Raw genomic sequence first — 20,446 nt, 5'->3', positions numbered from 1 at the left:
AGCTACACCTCCAATTCTCCTGAAAGAAGTTTAGGAAGAACTAGATTTCGAGTTTGCTCTAGATTATTTACATTTACCTCTAGATTAAGTATTAATTTGAAAATCGAGTCAGTTAACTTTGAAAAATCATTAAGTATATTCTCTTTAGGTAAAATGATTGGAAAATTCTTCATAATTGTTCCTGAAACTTCTTTAAATGTCGACCCAGTAGCTCTGCTCTCAATGTTATTAACTTGTGATTTCAATAACAGATATACAAACCCATAATGCTTCGATTTTTTAGGAATAATTGACTTAAAACCTTGATTAGTAGAAACTGGCTGAGTAGAAATAGCAATATATCCAATAGGAGCTCTAGAACTAAATAATACTGATTTTTCAGGAATCATCTTAGCGCTACTTTTCTTTAGACCTAATTCAGTTATATTTGTTTTCCCGTTTGAAATAAAAGTATTCTTTTGTTCTGAAAGATCTTTTGGAGTAATCCAAGGAATATCTCCTTCAACGTAATATTCAATCATTTTCTTCGAAGGAGTTCCACCACCAACTATCTCTCCAATATCGCTTAATGTACCGTTTTCCCACCCCTCAGGTATTTCCCCTAACTCACTATCTACCATCTTACCGCCACTGGATTTGTAGGGATTCCCATTTTCATCAGGAAACTCAAAATCAACAAACCACCGTTTGAAAAGCGTCGCTGCCAGCTCCTCCAACGTAGCAATCATTTGATTATTGAGTTCGATTTTAGAATCAATTTTATACATTATATCTACAATCTTATTTTGAATTAATATATTTGGCATTGGAACTTCTAATCTTTTTAAATCGCTACCACGAATCCCAGCAGCCGAAACCTGCTCCACTATCCCACTAATATTAGATTTTCCAATTAAAGATTGAAAATAGTAATAATAGAAAAGCGGATTACATTTCTTTTTATCTAATCTAACTCTTATCAAATGAGATTCAAATGTTGTTTCTACATTATTTCCTAAAAATATAGAACATTTTCCCGCTCCAGCTAATGTTAAAGACTGTCTCGCAAATAATAAATCATATTTTTTAAGATAACCATTCTCTTTTTCTTTTTCCGTCATGGGTACCAAATCCATTGGTATATCATAAATAATATCATGAGAAAAGATTTCCCCCATGTTTATCATCGGATATCCTATTCCTCGAACCTTTTTAGGTTTACTTAATCCATTTCTTAAAGATGTTTCAAATAGTTGTTCAAATCTCATACCCTATTCCTCCTAGGGCTTTTCTAATTTCTTCTTCCAACTCATGAGATTTAGCAAATTGCTCTGAAAGGGTTGTCGTCAACCGTTCCATTTTTTCTTCAAAAGGTTCACTATCTTCTTCTTCAATCACTAAACCAACATAACGGCCTGGAGTTAAGATATAGTCTTGTTTCTGAACTTCTTCCAAGCTTGCTGATTTACAAAAGCCAGCTAGATCTTCATATTCTTGTTCATTTGTACCTTTCCATGCATGATAAGTATCTGCTACTTTAGCGATGTCTTCTTGACTAAACTCCTTGTGAGTACGATCGGCCATAAAGCCTTCTTTACGGGCATCGATAAACAATATTTCACCACGATGATCTCGTTCATTAATCTTAGCTTTTGATTTTGTTGTGAACCACAAACATACTGGAATCTGAGTGGAATAAAACATCTGTCCTGGTAAGGTGACAATACACTCCACAATGTCTTCATCCACTAGATTTTTACGGATAGCTAGTTCAGCATTTTGACTAGTAGACATACTACCATTTGCTAGGACAAAGCCAGCTGTTCCTTCTGGTGCTAATTTGGATACCATGTGTTCAATCCAAGCATAGTTAGCATTACCAACTGGTGGAATCCCATATTTCCAACGAGCATCCTCTGTTAGTTTTTCGCCACCCCAATCACTGATGTTAAAAGGTGGATTTGCAAGAATATAGTCAGCTCGTAGTCCCTTATGCAAGTCATTATGGAAAGTATCTGCATTGTGCTGCCCGATATTTCCATCAATTCCTCTAATGGCTAAGTTCATTTTGCACAATTGCCAAGTCGTTGGATTGGATTCTTGCCCATAGATCGAAATATCACCAATTTTTCCTTGATGCTCTTGGACAAATTTTTCTGATTGCACAAACATCCCACCAGAACCACAGCAAGGGTCATAAATACGCCCTTCATAAGGTTCTAACATGGCTACAAGCAAACTAACTACTGAGCGAGGCGTGTAAAATTCGCCTCCACCTTTACCTTCTGCACTGGCAAATTTACTTAAAAAGTATTCATAAGTCCGACCTAAAACATCCGTACTTTGGCTTGCCTTATCCCCTACTTTGATATTGGTAATTAAATCGATAGTTTCCCCTAGGCGTACTTTATCTAATTGAGGTCGAGCATAGTTTTTCGGTAGAACATTTTTTAAAGTTGGATTTTCTTTTTCAATCGCAATCATGGCTTTATCAATGATCTGGCCAATTTCTGGAGTCTTGGATTTCTTATTGATATTTGACCAACGAGCATCGATCGGTACCCAGAAGATATTCTCCGCTAAGTATTCATCTTTATCTTCAGGATCAGCATATTCATCTTCTGATAACTCTGTATGCTTCTCTTCAAAACTATCAGATACATATTTCAGGAAAATTAATCCTAAAACAACATTTTTATATTCGGAAGCATCCATACTGCCACGTAATTTATCAGCTGTTTGCCACAACTGTTCTTCGATTTTTAATTCGGCTGAAGCCATTGGTTATTCCTCCTAATTAAGTACATTGCTATTTACTATTCTAGCATTAAAAAGACGATTTGTTGTGATCAACCAACAAATCGCCTAGGAAAAGAATAACTATCTTTTTTTATTTTTTCAATCTAATTGTAGCTACTTTCAACTGCTTCTTAATCTGTATCCCCATCACATCTTCCCCTCTCTTAATAACCGTTCCAATGGTGTGACTTTTGTATTTTCCAAAATATCCGCATCACTCAAGGAATTGAGATAGGTTTGCGTGGTCTTGATATTGGAGTGCCCTAATAAGCGACTAATTGTATAAAGATTGACACCACTCTTCAATAGTTTCTGTGCATAATAATGTCTTAAGCTATGACAACTTCTTCGCTTGACCTCATCCCTGACCCCAATTCCATTTGCTGCATCTTTGACTATTTTCTCCAAAAGAACATTATTAGTTATTTTCTTACCAGATTTATTGACGACAAGATAGTCATCTATTTCACGATAATTGCGCAAATTATTAAAGTAACCTCGTTTTGTTTTCTGGTATTTTTTGATGGACAATTGCAGATATTGCGAAATAGGAACAACCCGTTCTTTACGACCTTTCCCCATTAACTGAAAGAAAGTTCCCTTAAAATTATCATTTGATAAGCAGCGGACTTCTTCTGCACGTAGACCACAATCAGCCATAATTTCAATGATTAGTCGATTCCGTTGATTGACAAATCCTGAATGATCGTAAAATCCAATCATCGCTGCTACCTCTTGATCGTTAAAAGTATTGATTAAGCGTTTCTCTGATTTCAAATATTGAATATCTAGCATAAAGTTACGATCAATATATTCTTCCGTAAAAAGGTACTTATAGAAGGTCCTGAGAGCTTTTAAAATCTGATTAATATAATTTGCACTCCGTTCTTCCTTCATCCACAAGATAAAGCTCTTTACATGAGGTTTCTTGATTTCTTCCAACTTATCTAGTTCGAACTCTGATTTTATGTAACGACTAAAAACTCGTATTTGAGATTGATACGTTTCAATCGTCCTTTTAGACAAATTTCTTACCCGACAATCCAACAAAAATTCTTCTACGCCTTCTTGAAATAGCATTTTTTACGCCCCTTTTCTTAAGAAAAACAGAAGAAAGTTAAATCACCAGGTATGACAAATTAGACGCTTTTTGTACTTAGCAATACTTGAAAAACGGCAGTACGCAAAAATTGGTATACCTCATAAATAATCTAACTGCATAAGAAAAAGCCTGCAAGGATTTCTCCTCACAGGCTTTTCCAATCAAGTAAACAAGCGTAATGGCTTATTTATTTTTCAAGTTGTAGAAAGAGTTAACGCCTTTGTATTCAGCAACGTCACCCAATTGGTCTTCGATACGTAATAATTGGTTGTATTTAGCAATCCGGTCAGTACGAGACAATGAACCAGTCTTGATTTGGCCAGCGTTAGTTGCAACAGCGATATCAGAGATTGTAGAATCTTCTGTTTCACCAGAACGGTGAGAAACAACGGCAGTGTAGCCAGCTTCTTTCGCCATTTCAATTGCGTTGAATGTTTCAGTTAATGTACCGATTTGGTTAACTTTGATTAGAATTGAGTTACCAACGCCCATGTCGATACCTTTTTCTAATTTTTCAGTGTTTGTAACGAACAAATCGTCACCAACTAATTGAACTTTGTCGCCTAGAGCAGCAGTAAGTTTCTTCCAGCCATCCCAGTCGTTTTCGTCCATACCATCTTCAATAGTGATGATGAATGGATATTTTTCAACTAATTCTTGCAAGTAAGCTACTTGTTCGTCAGAAGTACGTTTTGCAGCGCCTTCGCCTTCGAATTTAGTATAGTCGTAAACGCCATCTTCGTAGAATTCAGAAGCAGCACAGTCAAAACCAAGACGTACATCTTCTCCAATCTTGTAACCAGCTTTTTCAACTGCAGCTACGATTGTTTCAACAGCATCTTCAGTTCCTTCAAAACGAGGAGCGAAACCACCTTCGTCACCAACAGAAGTTTCTAAACCACGAGCAGACAATAAAGATTTCAATGCGTGGAAGACTTCAGCACCCATACGCAAACCTTCTTTGAAAGTTTTCGCGCCAACAGGTAAGATCATGAATTCTTGGAAAGCGATTGGAGCGTCGGAGTGAGAACCACCATTGATGATGTTCATCATTGGAGTTGGCAATACTTTTGTATTGAATCCACCTAAGTAGTGGTACAAAGGTACTTCCAAGTAGTCAGCAGCAGCCCGGGCAACAGCGATTGAAACGCCTAAGATTGCGTTTGCGCCTAATTTGCCTTTGTTAGGAGTGCCATCCAAAGCGATCATTGCTTTGTCGATTGCCATTTGGTCACGAACATCGTAGCCAATAACAGCTTCAGCGATGATGTTGTTAACATTGTCAACAGCTTTTTGAACGCCTTTGCCGCCGTAACGAGCTTTGTCGCCGTCACGCAATTCAACCGCTTCGTATTCACCTGTAGATGCTCCAGAAGGAACCATTCCACGGCCGAAAGCACCTGATTCTGTGTAAACTTCTACTTCGATTGTTGGGTTACCACGGGAATCTAGGACTTCGCGTGCATAAACATCAGTAATAATTGACATGTTTGTCTCTCTCCTTTGAGTTGTTTTTCTAAAGGCACAAGGCCCTATGAACAATTTTAGTGAATTTAGCGCCATTTCGCAAATCAAACGACGTAATTCTCATAAGACTTTCAGATTATTTTACAGCTGAAAGCAAAGCTAAGAATGAGTCTGGTTGCAAGCTTGCGCCACCAACCAAAGCACCATCTACGTTTTCTTTTGCCATGTATTCGGCAATGTTTTCAGGTTTTACTGAACCGCCGTATTGAATACGAACTTTTTCGGAAACTTCGCTACCATAAAGTTTTTCAACTGTTTTACGGACAACGCCACAGATTTCGTCTGCGATGTTGGCATCAGCTGATTTACCAGTACCGATTGCCCAGATTGGTTCATAAGCAATGACCATGCTGGAAACTTGTTCAGCAGATAAGTCTTTCAAACCTGCAGTGATTTGGCCTTCAATCCATTCAGCTGTTTTGCCAGCTTCGTAAGTTTCCAAAGTTTCGCCACAGCAAAGGATTGGAGTCATGCCATTTGCAAAAATAGCTTTGGCTTTTTTATTGATTTCTTCATCTGTTTCATGGAAGTATTCCCGGCGTTCAGAATGGCCGATGATTACGTATTCGATTCCCATGTCAGCTAAAGCTGCTGGTGAAGTTTCACCAGTATAGGCACCTTCATTTTCCCAGAAACAGTTTTGAGCTGCTAATTGAAGCTCAGAGTCTTTCCGTTTGCAGTTCATTGGTGCTAAGAACAAAGCTGGTGAACCGATAACAGAATCCACAACATCTTTTGAAGGGATTGCATCTTTCACGGCCAAAGTAAATGCTTTGGCTTCAGACAAAGTTTTGTTCATCTTCCAGTTACCTGCGATGATTGGTTTGCGCATGTTGTTCGCTCCTTTTTTCTACAAAACTGTGGTTCAGCCAAAAGCGGCTGAACACAACAGAAATTATTTGTCGTTGATTGCAGCTAGACCTGGCAATGTTTTACCTTCTAGAAGTTCTAGAGAAGCACCGCCACCAGTTGAGATGTGCGTGAATTTGTCAGCAAAGCCAAGTTGTTCAGCTGCTGCTGCAGAATCCCCACCACCGATGATAGTAGTTGCGCCTTCAAGGTTAGCGATTGCTTCACAAACACCGATTGTACCGTTAGCGAAGTTAGACATTTCGAACACGCCCATTGGTCCGTTCCAAACAACTGTTTTCGCACCAGCTAATGTTTCAGCAAACAAAGCCACAGATGCAGGGCCGATATCTAGCGCCATTACGTCGCCTTCGATTTCGCCTTCGATGGTTTCAGTAGGTACATCGTTAGAGAATTCAGCTGCACAAACGTTGTCGATTGGTAAAACTAATTTGTCGCCAGCTTCCGCGATTAATTCTTTTGCCAATTCGATTTTGTCAGTTTCAACTAAAGATTTCCCAATTTTCATGCCTTTTGCAGCGTAGAAAGTATAAGTCATCCCGCCACCGATCATAATTTTGTCAGCTTTTGGAATCAAGTTTTTGATAACGCCGATTTTATCAGATACTTTGGCGCCACCTAAAATTGCGATCATTGGACGTTTAGGATCTTCTACTGCTTCGCCGATGAATTTGATTTCTTTTTCCATCAAGAAGCCCGCAACAGTTGGGATACCAGTTGAAGCAATCCCAACGTTAGAAGCGTGAGCCCGGTGTGCAGTCCCAAAGGCATCGTTTACGAAGACATCCCCTAGAGAAGCCCAGTATTTGCCTAATTCAGGATCGTTTTTGCTTTCTTTTTTACCGTCAACATCTTCAAAACGAGTGTTTTCAAATACTAAAACATCGCCGTCTTTCATGTTGGCAATGGCTGCTTCTAATTCAGCACCACGAGTTTCAGGAACGAAGGTTACTTCTTTTCCTAGTAATTCACCTAGACGTTTTGCCACAGGAGCCAAAGATTTACCGGCTTTGTCTTCTTCTGTTTTCACACGACCAAGGTGAGAGAACAAGATTGCTTTGCCATCATGGTCAAGTACATACTTGATTGTTGGTAAAGCTGCTTTAATCCGAGTGTCGTCGCCAATTACGCCATCTTTCAATGGCACGTTGAAGTCAACGCGGACCAAAACTTTTTTATCTTTTAAATCGATATCTTCAATAGTTTTTTTAGCCATGTTCTTACCTCCATATATTGGGATATTACTAAAAAAGCGAGGAAGCGACGCGCTTCCCCGCTTCAAGTCGAACTTTTGAAATTCGCTGTTTAAGAGTTAATCTTAAAGTTTAGCGAAGTATTCAAGAGTACGGATCAATTGTGCAGTGTAAGACATTTCGTTGTCGTACCAAGCAACAGTTTTAACTAATTGTTTGTCGCCAACTGTCATAACTTTAGTTTGAGTTTCGTCAAACAATGAACCGTAAGTCATGCCTACGATATCAGTTGAAACGATTGGGTCAACGTTGTAGCCGTAAGATTCGTTAGATGCAGCTTTCATAGCAGCATTTACTTCGTCAGCAGTTACTTGTTTATCCAATACAGTAACCAATTCAGTTAATGAACCAGTTGGTACAGGAACACGTTGAGCAGCACCGTCTAATTTGCCGTTCAATTCAGGGATAACTTGGCCGATTGCTTTAGCAGCACCAGTTGTGTTAGGAACGATGTTGATCGCAGCAGCACGGGCACGACGCATGTCACCTTTAGGGTGTGGAGCATCCAAAGTGTTTTGGTCGCCAGTGTAAGCATGAATAGTTGTCATCAAGCCTTCAACGATACCAAATTGGTCGTTCAACACTTTAGCCATAGGAGCTAGACAGTTAGTAGTACAAGAAGCACCAGAGATAACTGTTTCGTCACCAGTTAAGATTTCATGGTTAACGTTATAAACGATTGTAGGAACATCAGCGCTACCTGGAGCTGAGATAACAACGCGTTTTGCGCCAGCTTTCAAGTGCAATTCAGCTTTTTCTTTAGTTGTGAAGAAGCCAGTACATTCCAAAACGATATCTACGCCAAGTTCGCCCCATGGTAATTCTTCAGGGTTGCGGTTAGCCAAGACTTTGATTTCGTTGCCGTTAACTGTGAAAGAACCTTCGTTAACTTCAACTGTACCGTTGAAACGACCTTGAGTTGAATCGTATTTCAACAAGTCAGCCAACATTTTTGCATCTGTCAAGTCGTTGATTGCTACTACTTCGATTCCATCCACATCTTGGATACGACGGAATGCTAAACGTCCGATACGTCCAAAACCATTAATACCTACTTTAACTGTCATTTGAGATTTCCTCCTTATGAAAATCAAAAATATTTTTTATTTTAAAGGGTTGCCCCTTTTAAAATCTCATTTGCGGCGGCTTCATCTGTGATGAGCCACGTTTGTTTTGGTGCGTTTTTCATATAAGCTTGAATCGCTTTGGCTTTACTTTTACCACCCGCAACTGCCAAAATAATCGGAATATCTTGTAATTCTTTTAACTCAATTCCAATTTTAGGCACTTTATGAATCACTTCACCTTTTTCATTGAAGAAATAACCAAATGATTCTGCTACAGCATTTTTTTGCTTCAGCATGAGGATTTCTTCTTCTGACATCTTGCGTCTGGCGGCCATGTGTAAAGCACGACCGATACTGTGAATCACACAGTTGGCATGACTAATCAGATTTAAGACTTCTAAAATAGAAGGTTCTTGTAAGAGAGATTGATACGTTGCCGGGCTCAATTGCTCCGGTACATACAAAGCACGATAATCTCCATTTGCCCGTATTGCCATCACTGAGCTAACTGAATTAGCTTGCAGATTAACTGCTTCACCGATTCCGCCCCTGGCAGGAACAAACAAATTGTGTCGTTTCTCGCTTTCCAAATTGGTTAAGCGCTCCGCCACAGCTGCCATGGTCGTACCACCCATTGCCGCAATAATATTATTGCCTTCAGGTAGTAAAAGATCCAGTGCCTCATTTAGACAATCACCAAATTCCTCGATGATCCTCCGTTGCCGGTCACTATCCCCGGCCGAAATCACACAACGGGCGATGCCAAAATGATCCGCCAAGCGTTTTTCTAATTGGTGCATCCCAAACAGTTGGTCCATAATTTTACCTAAACCATTGTAAGCTGCTTCCCCTTTTTCAGTTAGGGTCATGCCACTTTTACTCACTTCAATCAGCTGCATTTTTTTGAGTTGGTCTGTTTCTGAGCGTAAAATTCGCTCTGTCATCTCCAGATTCTCTGCCAAATTCCGCCGACCAATAGGTTGCATCCAGTAGATGTTTTGCAAAATCTTAAATCGTTCTTGCAAAACGGCGAGGATATCGGGGGCGACCGCTTCAATCAATTTTAATTCATCAAGCATGTGCCATTCCTCCGTGGGACCAATATAGTCCAACATAGACCTAAATCGACCCATTCACCACAAAAAAAATTAACCTGTGGGAAGGAATCAACGACCTCACATTGGTAATCATACCATCTATGGAAAGTCGTTGCAACTGATAGGCCCTCTTTTTTTGCTTGTCGAACAGGACCTTTTTATTGAATAACAGAAAAAATGCGGCTGTTTTTTGCCGCATTTTCATCTATCCTACCTTAGTCAAAACGTTTCCTTTTGGATGAGCTGGGGATTTTCAGTGCTTCTCTGTATTTAGCTACCGTCCGCCGAGAAATAGCAAATGATTTGGCTTTCAATAATTCTACCAATTTCTGATCAGAATAAGGCTTTTGTTTGTTTTCTCCTTGGATGATTTCTTGTAAGGCTTGTTTCACTGTATCCGCGGAAATATCATCCCCGGCTTCCGTCTGATTCCCCACTTTTTGACTAAAGAAGGTCTTCAATTCAAAAACGCCAATCGGAGTTTCCATATACTTGCCATTTACCGCTCGGCTGACCGTGGACTCATGGATTTCCAGTTCTTCTGCAATGTCTTTTAAAATTAACGGCTTAATGGGCCGTTGCTCATCAAAAAAGAAAGCTCGTTGGTGTCTCAAGATTGCTTCTGTTACACGCAAAATCGTGTCTCCTCTTTGTTGAATGGTTTTTTGCAACCATTGAAAATCTTGTTTTTTCCCTTCTAAATACTTTAAGACTTCCGTGTCTTGACTTTTTTTCATTTGTTCAAAATAATTTTCTTGAAATTTTATTTCTGGCATTCCCCGGCGATTTGAGCGAACTTGCAGTTGCTCCCCTTCTATTATCACTTGCACATCGGGAATAATATAAAGTCCATCAGTCGAACCAAAGCTTGCACCGGGTGTTGGGGTCAAAGTCTGAATATAATCAAAGACTCCTTGAATTTCTTTTATGGGCACATCAATGGCTTTGGCAATCTCTGGCCATTTTCGATCTGCCAATTGATCAAAATGCTCTTCTAAAACCAAATAAGCGATAGCCGGAGCATGATCATCCCGTTCTGTTTGCAGCATAAGACATTCTTGAAGATTCCGTGCGCCTACCCCAGCAGGGTCTAATCGCTGAATCAATGTGAGTGCATCCAGCATTTGAATGGCATCTGCCCCGGTTTTTTGACAGGCTTCTTCCAAAGAAATAGTCAAAAAGCCGTTTAGATCAATGGATTCTACTAAAAATAAAACCAATGTGCGCAAGTAAGTATCCCGGTAATTCATATGAATCTGATCAATTAAATGCTCAAACAATGAGATACGGGTATCAGGAATTTGATTAAGATAATTCAATTCTTCCCCATTATTACTTTTTGGTTTGGAGTAATTTAATGTATAGTTAGCTTCAGTAACTTCAATTAAAGGATTTTCTAAAGCCGCGTTGTCAACAAAGTTCGTCAGTTCTTCCACTGAATATTGCAGAACTTGGATGGATTGCTGTAATTTTTGAGTCAAAGCCAATTTTTGTGTTTGTTTTTGGGTTTGTGAAAAGTTTTGTTGAAATTTCATAAAATTTCCTCTTGTCTTTTTTTCAATTATTAGGTACACTATTAAATGTTCCAGTTGAGCGCTCTTAGTGTAGTGGATATCACGTAAGATTCCGGTTCTTGAGACAGGGGTTCGATTCCCTTAGAGCGCGTCCTTTAAATCGTTGATATTTCAATGATTCTGACACCTTACATTTTGTAAGGTGTTTTTTTATGTTTAAGAGATACATAAAAAGATACATCACTTACGTCATAACTTTAGCACGTTCCAAGGTTAGAGCAAAACTGTCATGAACACTTAAATCAGCAAAATCCGTACATTAACACAGATTCTTCTTGTCTTTAGTTCTGTATGAATCAACGCTTTAGAGATGAGCTTCGCACACTCCTACGTCTTCATGTAAAAATAGTATTTCAGAGTTTTAATCTTAGCATACTCTGATATTTTTTTCATCTTTCCTTGAAGAGAAAACATTTTTATTCAGTATGGCGGTTTTCATTTTTACTCAACAAAATTGATTGCTTCTTCTCTTTGCCAATCAGCTCAGATTAACTGCTTTCTTATTTGCCTTCCTTTCACTATCATTAAGTGTTTAAAAAAGCAGTTAGACAATACGAGCTGTCTAACTGCTATATCACTAACTGAGCTGGTTTAATCGTAAACTTGAACTTCATTCTTCCATTTACTTACCATTTCAAAAAAACTTTAAAAACCTACCTCTTTTAACCCGGTCATTCTTTCATAAAACATCCGCTGATTTTTATTAAATAGTAAAAACAAGACATTGATCAAAAAGAAGAGTAAGAACAAGGCAATTGCTCCTAAAACCAGTAGATAAAATTCCAAATGACGCCCTTGATCTCTCTGCATTTCTAGTAAGACTACAGGCAGTAAAAAGCGCAGCGTCGAGATTGAAATACCAAAAAGTAAAAATTGACGGAAAATCAACGCACCAAAACCCGCTTTTCTACCATCAACTTTCTCCATGCGAATCTTCACCAAGTGTTTGCCAATGGTTGCTCCTTGCCAAAAATAAGGTATCATCACGAAATAAAAAAAGATACCTATCAGATAAATACTATAATTTTCCAAAGAAAACTGGGGTACAAAAAGCGCCACGATTTCAAAAATTAGATTAAATACAATAGAATCCACCATTAAAGCAAGTAAACGCCGGGAAAAACTCGCCTTGTCTCGTTTTTTAATCGCTTCGACATTTAGTTTTTCCATGGAAGGTAACAGCCAAGTAAGGACTGGCGTCAACAAGTAACCTAAGAGCCCCCCACTAGTGTTTAAAATTAAATCGTCTACATCAAATAAGCGATACGAGCGCGGATAGATAAAATACAAACCGCTTAATTGGGTCAACTCAAAGAAAAGAGATAAGAAAAAACTTGCCATAATCACTTTTTTTAAGGAAAGATTCCAAATATAACGCAAGTAAAAACCAAAGGGCAATGTCAACATTAAATTAAAGAAAGGTTGCAAAAAAACATTTTGCTTTAAGGCTGGCAAATAAGTACTAGGATTTGTTGGCTGCAACACCGTTTCATGCAAAAAGCCTCGCAATGCGGTAAATGGCACTAAATTATACCGAATCGTAGTCAGTTTGGCCACCTCATGAGGATCTGGCAAAGGTAAAATCACCAAAAAATAAGCACACAATAAATAAAAGCTAAAACTAAATAAAATCAGCAGTTTTCCCTTTGAAACTGAGCCGTACTTGCGATATTGCCAAATGCCATAAGGAACAATTGCTAAGGCTGCTAAAAAAGGAAATAAAAACAAAGCCGTAAGAATTGGTGTTGTATAAGCACTCAAAAAAATCCCTCCATCACTGCTTAACTAATCAAGTGAACTCATTTTAGCGATAAAATTTAGAGATGGCAAATTTGAAACCTGTAAAACAATAAGAGTAGCATTCTTTGTTTTGAGATTAAAAAACATCGTATCCATGCCCATTTCATTAAATCCTTTAAACCAAACAAAAACCACCAACGAAAATCCAATTTTCGTTGGTGGTTTTTTAGTAGTGATTAGTCTTCTTCTTCGTCGTCAAAGCTGTCATCGTCATCATCAATAATCGACAAGTCTTCTTCAATCCCACCAGGAACTTCTACTTCATCATCCGTTGGTTCGTCGGCGCCGATTTCTTGTAAATCAGAATTGTATTCTGCGATTTCTTCGTCATCATCGTCGTCATCGTCATCATCGTACAATTCTTTATCATCCTCGGTATCAGCTAAGTCGCTGTCTTCTGGATCGTCATCGTTATAATCGATTGCATCTTCGTCGTCATTGATAAAGGCATTGACCCGTTTGCGTTTCCGCTTACGAGGTGCTTCTTCTTCATCCTCATCTAGACCGTGGTTCAACTCTTCATCGATGGAATCGATGGCATACCAAGAACGCAAGCCCCAGCGGTTTTCCCCCAAGGAGATGAAACTGCCGTCAATGTTTAAATCAGTATAAAACTGCGACAATGAATCCCGAATCTCACTATCGGATTTCCCTAGGTAAGTTTGAATCTGATTTACTAGATCAGAAAAATCCATCACATCTTCTTTTTGCTCTAAGATCGCGTGAGCCACTTCGATCATGGATAGCTCGTTTTTATTCAAGCCTTCAAATACTTTAATTTCCAAATTAGGACACGTCCTTTCACAGTCTACCCCTTATCATACAAAACCCAAGGCAAAAAAGCAATTTTTATTTCGTAAAATTAAGCAGTGAAATCTAGATTAATTTGATAATTGCCGATTTGTTCATCAGCCATGTACAAGTCGTACTCTACTAATAATTTGCCAGAAGTCGGGCGATCTTTTAAGCTAACCCGTAAATTTTTCGTATAAGTGGAAAAAAGCATGGTGCCATAGGGTGTATTATAAGAAGTGTTTACCATTTCCCGATAGACGAATTTCAAGCGCATGCGCATTTCCCCAGACCGAGTTAATTGTACCCCACCATCCGGCATAATTTTAATGGTTACGGGAATCTTTTGCCCGTCTTCTTGCACTTCTTGGTAGCGGATATACAAAGTATCTCCAATGGTCACCAATTGACCGGTTAGCTCAAAATAAAAATCTTGGGTTTCTCGCTGTTGGGTAACTTTTGTGGCCAATTTAATTGAGACTGGCACACCATTTTTTAGTTCCATAAAATGACTCCTTCCTATGTACCTCCTAAGCTAGCAATCCTCACTCAGGAGCAATTCTTTTAAGTTCTTTTTTCTTATTGTTCAATGATTTTCAGATTTTGTCAAACAATCTTTTTTATGCAGACCTAGAAAGTTATTTATTTGCGGTTTTCGTATATAATAAGAGTGCCTAACCGAACTAAAGGAGTTTTTTTATGAAACCTATTCAGCTATTGAACCAACCGATTTACAAACAAGCTCATTTTTTTGAGCCTTTTGCCTTAACGGATGTTTTAATTGAAACATGTGGAGAGACAAATCAACCTTTCTTGCATTTCTGGCAATTGGAGTCTGGTATGATCTTAGGTATGAAAGATACCCGTTTACCCCATCTTACTGACGGTCTAACAAGTCTAGCTGCTACCGGTTATCACCCGGTGGTGCGTAATTCTGGAGGTCTTGGCGTCGTGGCCGATGCAGGAATTTTGAATGTCTCATTGATTTTACCTTTACAAGAGCAGAAACTTACCACTGATGAAGCTTATGAAAAAATGTATCATTTAATCCAAGACGCTTTTCCTGAAGTTGTGATTACTCCTGGTGAAGTGGCAACTTCTTATTGTCCAGGGGAATTTGATCTTTCCGTGGCAGGGCAAAAAATTGCCGGTATTGCCCAACGCCGAATTAAAAAAGGTGTGGCCATCATGCTTTATTTAAGCGTGAACGGAAACCAAGAAAACCGGGGAAAATTGGTTCGCAACTTTTACCAAGCAGGTCTTAAAGAAGCCTTTGGCACCATGGGCTATCCTGAGGTAAACCCAAACAGCATGGCAAATTTAGAAGAATTTTTACCGGAAAGACTGACTGTAACAGAAGTGATGCAGCGTTTAGCTTCGGCATTTCCCCAAAGTCCACTTCTCGATACGAAAGACTGGTTAAACAATTTGCCTGATCAATCCAGCTATCAAAAACGCTTAGCCAGCATGCAAGAGCGCAATCAAATAATAAAGGAGCACGGTTATGATTCCTTATAAAGAACAGTTACTACCATTAGAAAAGGTCTTTCGAGATCCTGTACACAATTATATTCACGTGCAACATCAAGTGATTTTGGATTTAATCAATTCCAAGGAGTTTCAACGTTTGCGCCGAGTGAAACAATTAGGCACAAATTCTTTCACCTTTCACGGTGCAGAGCACAGTCGCTTTGGTCATTCCCTGGGAGTTTATGAAATCGCCCGCCGAATTTGTGATATTTTTGCCCGAAACTACTCTGTAGAAAAAATTGGGCCTGGGGGTTGGGATGACAACGAACGCTTAGTGACCTTGTGTGCGGCTTTGCTTCACGATGTGGGCCATGGTCCTTTTTCTCATACGTTTGAACACATCTTCCACACCGATCACGAAGCCATTACCGTAGAAATTATCACTAGCCCAGAGACAGAGGTCTTTCAAATTTTAAACCGGGTGGCACCAGGTTTTCCTGAACAAGTAGCCAGTGTGATCACCCATGACTACCCTAATCCTCAAGTAGTGCAAATGATTTCTAGTCAAATTGATGCCGATCGTATGGACTATCTGTTGCGGGATGCTTACTTTACTGGCACAGAATACGGCACCTTTGACCTGACCCGGATTTTGCGCGTGATTCGGCCCTATGCCGGGGGAATTGCTTTTAGTTACAGCGGTATGCATGCAGTGGAAGACTATATTGTCAGTCGCTACCAAATGTATTTACAAGTCTACTTCCATAAAGTCTCTCGAGGAATGGAAGTCATGTTGGAACATTTGTTAAATCGGGCCCATGAACTCTACCAGGAAACACCTGAAATCTTTGCTTTGCATTCTCAGCTTTTGATTCCTTTTTTGGCAGAAGACTTTACTTTAGCTGATTATTTGAAATTAGATGATGGTGTTTTGACCACTTATTTTATTCAATGGTCTGACGAACAAGACATTTTACTCAGTGATTTGGCGAAGCGCTGGTTAAATCGAAAACCACTGAAATCCGCTACTTTTGATGAAGAAACGCAAATGCCGTTAATTGCTACTTTGAAAGATTTGGTGGAAGAAGTAGGCTTTGATCCTCACTATTATACAGCGGTAAATTCCAGTTATGATCTACCTTATGACTTTTATCGACCAAAATCTGGAGTGCATCGAACTCAAATTGAATTGCAGCAAAATGACGGCACCTTGGTGGAACTTTCTAAAGTCAGCCAACTAGTCGCCGCTATCGCTGGGCAGAAAACCGGGGATCATCGCTTTTATTTTCCAAAAGAAATGGTTGACCCTGCTTGTTCGAACAATTATGATTTGTTTAGCGAAACCTATCAAGCATTTGCCGCCCATATTCACAATGGCGCGTTGGTATAGCTCAGTGCTTGTGCTCTTTCATGCTAGCTCGCAATCTCATAAAAAGGAGTTTCTTACATGTCCATTCGACTTATCGCCATCGACATCGATGGTACCTTAGTAAATTCAGAACGCCAACTTACCGAGCGGGTAAAAAATACGTTGATTGCTGCTCGCAACAAAGGGGTCAAAATCGTCTTGTGCACCGGTCGTCCCCTACCTGGTGTCCAACCAGAATTGGAAGCGTTAGGCTTGTTAAGCGACCAAGATTACGTGATTACCTATAACGGTTCCCTAGTCCAAAATGTGGGGACAAAAGCCGAGATTTTCTCTGCTCATTTAACCAAAGATGACTATGTAGATATTCAATACATGGCTCAAAAATTAGGGGTCCATCTCCATGTCTCCAGTAACGATGCTATTTATACTGCCAATCGGGACATCAGCCCTTATACAGTCCACGAATCTTGGTTGGTACACATGCCAATTAAATACCGTACCGCTGATGAAATGATTAGCAATCCAGTGGAAATGATCAAACTGATGATGATTGATGAACCAGAAATTTTGGATGCTGCCATTGCACAACTACCCGCTGACTTTCGCGAACGCTATACGGTTGTCAAAAGCGCACCATTTTACTTGGAAGTCCTTCATCCAGGAGCAAGTAAAGGCGTGGCTTTGGCCCAATTGGCTAGCCATTTAGAGTTAACTGCCGATGAAGTAATGGCCATTGGGGATAATGAAAATGATTTAACCATGATTGACTACGCGGGTATCGGCGTGGCCATGGCCAATGCCATTGACTTAGTTAAAGAAGCTGCCGATGTAGAAACTGCCTCAAATGATGAAGATGGCGTAGCATTGGTTGTGGAGCAATATGTACTGTAATTCTCTTCTAGGCAACTAGCCCACAATTGAAGCACAATCAAAAAGAACCACTACTCTCTCAAGAATAACTTGAGAAAAGTAGTGGTTCTTTAATTTAGTATCTTTGCTTTTTTCGATGCTACTGCTTTTTTAACCACTGTTCGACAGCCCAACGATGGCTCCCCCGCTTTAATAACGCTAAAGCTTCTTTAGGAGTATGCCACTCGATTACATTGGTGGTCTCTGTAGGTTCTGCCACTTTTTTAAAGCTTGTCACTGCATAAAAATACCCCGGGTGTTGAAAATAAGTATCCCGGTGGCGAGAATAAAAGTATTCCACCGCTTCGCCAAAGTAGTCCCCCAAGACTACTTCAAAGCCGACTTCTTCCAACATTTCCCGCTCAATGGCTTCCACATGATTTTCTCCGGCTTCAATTTCACCACCAGGTAAAAAATACGCCCCATTTGGTGCTTGGACTAAAACCAATTCTCCCTGTTGATTTGGAATTACTACATAAGCTCCAAAACGATCTTGATAATTCTTTCCCACTTCTTTTTCCCCAAAAATTGGTACCACGCCCAAACATCCCCCTACTATCTGCTTTTCCCCTAAGTTTACCGAAAGAAAGCCTTTGATACAAGAAAAAGCGTATTTCTTCTCCACAAAATTCCTCTTATGGTAAGATGAAAGTAATAGGCAAGTTGCCTGTACTAAATTACTCACTGTGTACGAAGAAAGGATGAGAACTTATGAAAATGGCCCATACTTGTGTCCGTGTCAAAGACTTAGAGGCTTCTTTAACATTCTATCAAGGAGCTTTCGATTTTGTGGAAAGCCGTCGCCGGGATTTTCCGGAAAACAAATTTACCTTGGTTTACTTAACCTTGCCTGAGGATGATTATGAGTTAGAATTGACTTATAACTATGATCATCCCGGGTATGATTTAGGGGATGGCTATGGCCACATCGCTATTGCTGTTGCTGATTTAGAAGCCCTTCACGAAAAACATCAAGCAGCAGGTTTTACTGTCACTGACTTAAAAGGTCTGCCAGGAACTAGCCCTTCTTATTACTTCATTACCGATCCTGATGGCTATAAGATTGAAGTGATTCGAGAAAAATAGGGTAAGGGAGGTTTGCTTGTGAAACCACGGATTGGCATTAGCAGCAACCAACGCACGATGATTGAAGCCAGTGAAGCCCACTGGATAAGTTACACTCCCCGAAATTTTGTGGAAGGGATTAGACAAGCTGGGGGGCTGCCTTGGCTTTTGCCTATTGGACAAGAGTCAGATGCAAAAGACTATGTCGCAAGTATTGATAAGCTCTTGTTAATTGGCGGACAAGACGTAGACCCTAGATGCTACCAAGAATTACCCCATGAAAAACTAGGCGCCATTGATCCGGTGCGGGATGCTTTTGAGCTGGCTTTAATTGAGGAAGCGTTGACACAGCAAAAGCCCATCTTAGCCATTTGTCGGGGAATGCAACTGTTAAATGTGGCCTTAGGCGGAAACTTGTATCAAGACTTAAGCTTACGTCCTGATACAACGTTAAAACACGTCCAACTTCCCACTTCCTTTAACCAGCCCACCCATCCCGTAAAAATCGATGCCACAAGTTTACTAGGACAATTTTTGCCGGAAAACTATCAAGTGAATTCTTTTCATCATCAGACAATCAACACGCTAGGCAAAGGTCTTAAAGTGATTGCCCAAGCACCAGATGGGGTAATTGAAGCTGTTGAAAATCCAGAACAACGCATTCTTGGCGTCCAGTGGCATCCGGAATTAACTTGTCAAAACATTTCGAGTGAACAAAAAATATTTGACTTCTTTGTTCAACAATTGTAATTATGCAACCAATAGTAAAGACTGAACCAACTCCTAAAGCCAAACATAGTTAGATTTGGTACTATGAAATTTTACTTGTGGCACTTTTCCTTACTCTAACAAAAACACGCCAGAGCCCTTTTTATAAAAGAGCTTTGGCGTGTTGTCTTTATTTCTTTTGTTCATTTTTCAAAAGCACCCAAGATTGTTTAAAGGCTGCCCAAACACCGTTGTCATTGTAGACTAAAACGTTTGATTTGTAGAGTCCTACTGATAAGAACATCATCACCAATGTTACCACTAGCAAGATTACCACAGAGACGATGCCATTGCCGATAGTAGCGGTATCCGAGGCCAAACGCACCGGCATAGAGAAACTAGAAAAGAAAGGAATATAAGAGGAAACTTTTAAGACGGCGCTGTGAGGATCCATTAACCCCATTAAATAAGCGATAAAGTAACCCGCCATGGATAAATAAGTCACTGGTACTATGGCTTTGGCGGTATCTTCAGCCTTATTCACCAAAGAGCCACATAAAGCAGCCAACACAGAATAAATCAAAATACCCAACATTACGAAAATCACGGTGAAAATCAGGAATGGGCCAAAGACTTTTTCCAATGATAACCCGCCAATCACGTTTTGCACCATTTCCATATCTTTGAATTTTTGCCAGCCAATGCCAAACATCAAAGCGTAAATCACCATTTGCGTCAAAGCAACTAACAACACTCCTACCAATTTCCCGTAGTAGTGCGTTTGGGCTTTCGTACTGGACAAAATGATTTCCATAATCCGTGTCCCTTTTTCTGAAGCAATTTCTTGGGCAATGATACTGGCATAGGTCATGATAAAAACTAAAAGTAAAATCGTAGCCACCATGGCAACCATACTTTGAATATCGCTGTAATCCGCTTTTTCGTCCATTGTACCATCTGAGGCGAAACTAACCTTTTGAGTAGTGAAGTCTGCCGGTTCATCTAGCTGGGCCACTTGCTCCCCACTTAAACCTAACGCTGTTGCTCTAGTACTTCTTTGCATAC

Annotated in this window: 19 protein-coding genes and 1 tRNA gene; 6 read left to right on the top strand and 14 right to left on the bottom strand. The window is 39.7% G+C overall.

Translation table 11 applies throughout. The features are described 5' to 3' along the window. Positions 1-2: 2 nt before the first annotated feature. From AB5754_RS04920 to rpoN, 9 genes are all read right to left on the bottom strand, one after another. Positions 3-1,247 (bottom strand): restriction endonuclease subunit S, encoded by a 1,245-nt coding sequence (locus tag AB5754_RS04920; protein WP_368251921.1) that lies wholly within the window; start codon positions 1,245-1,247, stop codon positions 3-5. Next, positions 1,237-2,760 carry a type I restriction-modification system subunit M gene (locus AB5754_RS04915; protein ID WP_368251920.1) on the bottom strand — a complete coding sequence of 508 codons (1,524 nt, stop codon included), beginning with the start codon at positions 2,758-2,760 and terminating at the stop codon, positions 1,237-1,239. The genes AB5754_RS04920 and AB5754_RS04915 overlap by 11 nt, the downstream gene beginning before the upstream one ends. A 165-nt stretch (positions 2,761-2,925) precedes the next feature. Beyond that, positions 2,926-3,858 (bottom strand): tyrosine-type recombinase/integrase, encoded by a 933-nt coding sequence (locus AB5754_RS04910; protein WP_368251919.1) that lies wholly within the window; start codon positions 3,856-3,858, stop codon positions 2,926-2,928. 205 nt (positions 3,859-4,063) lie between these two features. Next, positions 4,064-5,368 (bottom strand): phosphopyruvate hydratase, encoded by a 1,305-nt coding sequence (eno, locus tag AB5754_RS04905; RefSeq protein ID WP_311832874.1) that lies wholly within the window; start codon positions 5,366-5,368, stop codon positions 4,064-4,066. Between the two features lie 115 nt (positions 5,369-5,483). Next, entirely contained in the window at positions 5,484-6,239 is a 756-nt protein-coding gene (tpiA, locus tag AB5754_RS04900; protein ID WP_311832873.1) for a triose-phosphate isomerase, read from the bottom strand. 63 nt (positions 6,240-6,302) lie between these two features. Then, the gene (gene pgk / locus AB5754_RS04895) at positions 6,303-7,493 is read right to left on the bottom strand and encodes a phosphoglycerate kinase (protein WP_311832872.1); all 1,191 of its coding nucleotides are present in this window, start codon (positions 7,491-7,493) and stop codon (positions 6,303-6,305) included. Positions 7,494-7,595: 102 nt separating this feature from the next. Next, a complete protein-coding gene (gene gap, locus AB5754_RS04890; RefSeq protein ID WP_311832871.1) occupies positions 7,596-8,597 on the bottom strand; it encodes a type I glyceraldehyde-3-phosphate dehydrogenase in 1,002 nt (333 codons plus the stop codon). A gap of 41 nt (positions 8,598-8,638) precedes the next feature. After that, positions 8,639-9,730 (bottom strand): sugar-binding transcriptional regulator, encoded by a 1,092-nt coding sequence (locus AB5754_RS04885; protein ID WP_368251893.1) that lies wholly within the window; start codon positions 9,728-9,730, stop codon positions 8,639-8,641. A gap of 179 nt (positions 9,731-9,909) precedes the next feature. Beyond that, entirely contained in the window at positions 9,910-11,229 is a 1,320-nt protein-coding gene (gene rpoN / locus AB5754_RS04880) for an RNA polymerase factor sigma-54 (RefSeq protein ID WP_368251892.1), read from the bottom strand. Positions 11,230-11,287: 58 nt separating this feature from the next. On the opposite strand from rpoN, the gene AB5754_RS04875 reads away from it, so the two are divergent. After that, positions 11,288-11,359: transfer RNA gene (locus AB5754_RS04875), tRNA-Arg, on the top strand. Positions 11,360-11,913: 554 nt separating this feature from the next. Here the strand turns inward: AB5754_RS04875 and AB5754_RS04870 are convergent. From AB5754_RS04870 to AB5754_RS04860, 3 genes are all read right to left on the bottom strand, one after another. Then, positions 11,914-13,029 carry a VanZ family protein gene (locus AB5754_RS04870; protein ID WP_368251891.1) on the bottom strand — a complete coding sequence of 372 codons (1,116 nt, stop codon included), beginning with the start codon at positions 13,027-13,029 and terminating at the stop codon, positions 11,914-11,916. 215 nt (positions 13,030-13,244) lie between these two features. After that, complete coding sequence (gene rpoE / locus AB5754_RS04865; RefSeq protein ID WP_311832867.1) at positions 13,245-13,853, bottom strand: DNA-directed RNA polymerase subunit delta; 609 nt, start codon at positions 13,851-13,853, stop codon at positions 13,245-13,247. A gap of 77 nt (positions 13,854-13,930) precedes the next feature. Further along, positions 13,931-14,365: a DUF1934 domain-containing protein gene (locus AB5754_RS04860; protein WP_368251890.1), complete on the bottom strand. Its 435-nt coding sequence runs from the start codon at positions 14,363-14,365 to the stop codon at positions 13,931-13,933. 194 nt (positions 14,366-14,559) lie between these two features. Between AB5754_RS04860 and AB5754_RS04855 the strand changes: the two genes are divergently transcribed. From AB5754_RS04855 to yidA, 3 genes are read left to right on the top strand one after another with little or no spacing between them, the layout of a single operon-like run. After that, the gene (locus AB5754_RS04855; RefSeq protein WP_368251889.1) at positions 14,560-15,378 is read left to right on the top strand and encodes a biotin/lipoate A/B protein ligase family protein; all 819 of its coding nucleotides are present in this window, start codon (positions 14,560-14,562) and stop codon (positions 15,376-15,378) included. Continuing rightward, on the top strand, positions 15,365-16,720 hold the full coding sequence (locus AB5754_RS04850) for an HD domain-containing protein (protein ID WP_368251888.1): 1,356 nt from the start codon (positions 15,365-15,367) through the stop codon (positions 16,718-16,720). Before AB5754_RS04855 ends, AB5754_RS04850 begins: the two co-directional genes overlap by 14 nt. Positions 16,721-16,777: 57 nt before the next feature. Continuing rightward, positions 16,778-17,590, top strand: a complete 813-nt coding sequence (gene yidA, locus AB5754_RS04845) for a sugar-phosphatase (protein ID WP_368251887.1) — start codon at positions 16,778-16,780, stop codon at positions 17,588-17,590. A 118-nt stretch (positions 17,591-17,708) separates the two neighbouring features. Here yidA and AB5754_RS04840 read toward each other — a convergent pair whose 3' ends face one another. Beyond that, a complete protein-coding gene (locus AB5754_RS04840; RefSeq protein ID WP_311832958.1) occupies positions 17,709-18,146 on the bottom strand; it encodes an NUDIX hydrolase in 438 nt (145 codons plus the stop codon). A 173-nt stretch (positions 18,147-18,319) separates the two neighbouring features. Between AB5754_RS04840 and AB5754_RS04835 the strand changes: the two genes are divergently transcribed. Both AB5754_RS04835 and AB5754_RS04830 read left to right on the top strand, forming a co-directional pair. Beyond that, the gene (locus AB5754_RS04835) at positions 18,320-18,694 is read left to right on the top strand and encodes a VOC family protein (protein ID WP_368251886.1); all 375 of its coding nucleotides are present in this window, start codon (positions 18,320-18,322) and stop codon (positions 18,692-18,694) included. An 18-nt stretch (positions 18,695-18,712) separates the two neighbouring features. Then, positions 18,713-19,423 (top strand): gamma-glutamyl-gamma-aminobutyrate hydrolase family protein, encoded by a 711-nt coding sequence (locus AB5754_RS04830; protein ID WP_368251885.1) that lies wholly within the window; start codon positions 18,713-18,715, stop codon positions 19,421-19,423. A gap of 148 nt (positions 19,424-19,571) precedes the next feature. Here the strand turns inward: AB5754_RS04830 and AB5754_RS04825 are convergent. Then, positions 19,572-20,446 (bottom strand): ABC transporter permease (locus tag AB5754_RS04825; protein WP_368259492.1); only part of this gene is annotated, 875 nt, incomplete at its 5' end.

This window comes from Enterococcus sp. 2201sp1_2201st1_C11_2201SCRN_220225 (assembly GCF_040925905.1).
Taxonomy (GTDB): Bacteria; Bacillota; Bacilli; order Lactobacillales; family Enterococcaceae; genus Enterococcus_C; species Enterococcus_C asini_A.
Note: the sequence above shows the minus strand (reverse complement) of the source record. Positions and strands in the feature narration are given on the sequence as shown.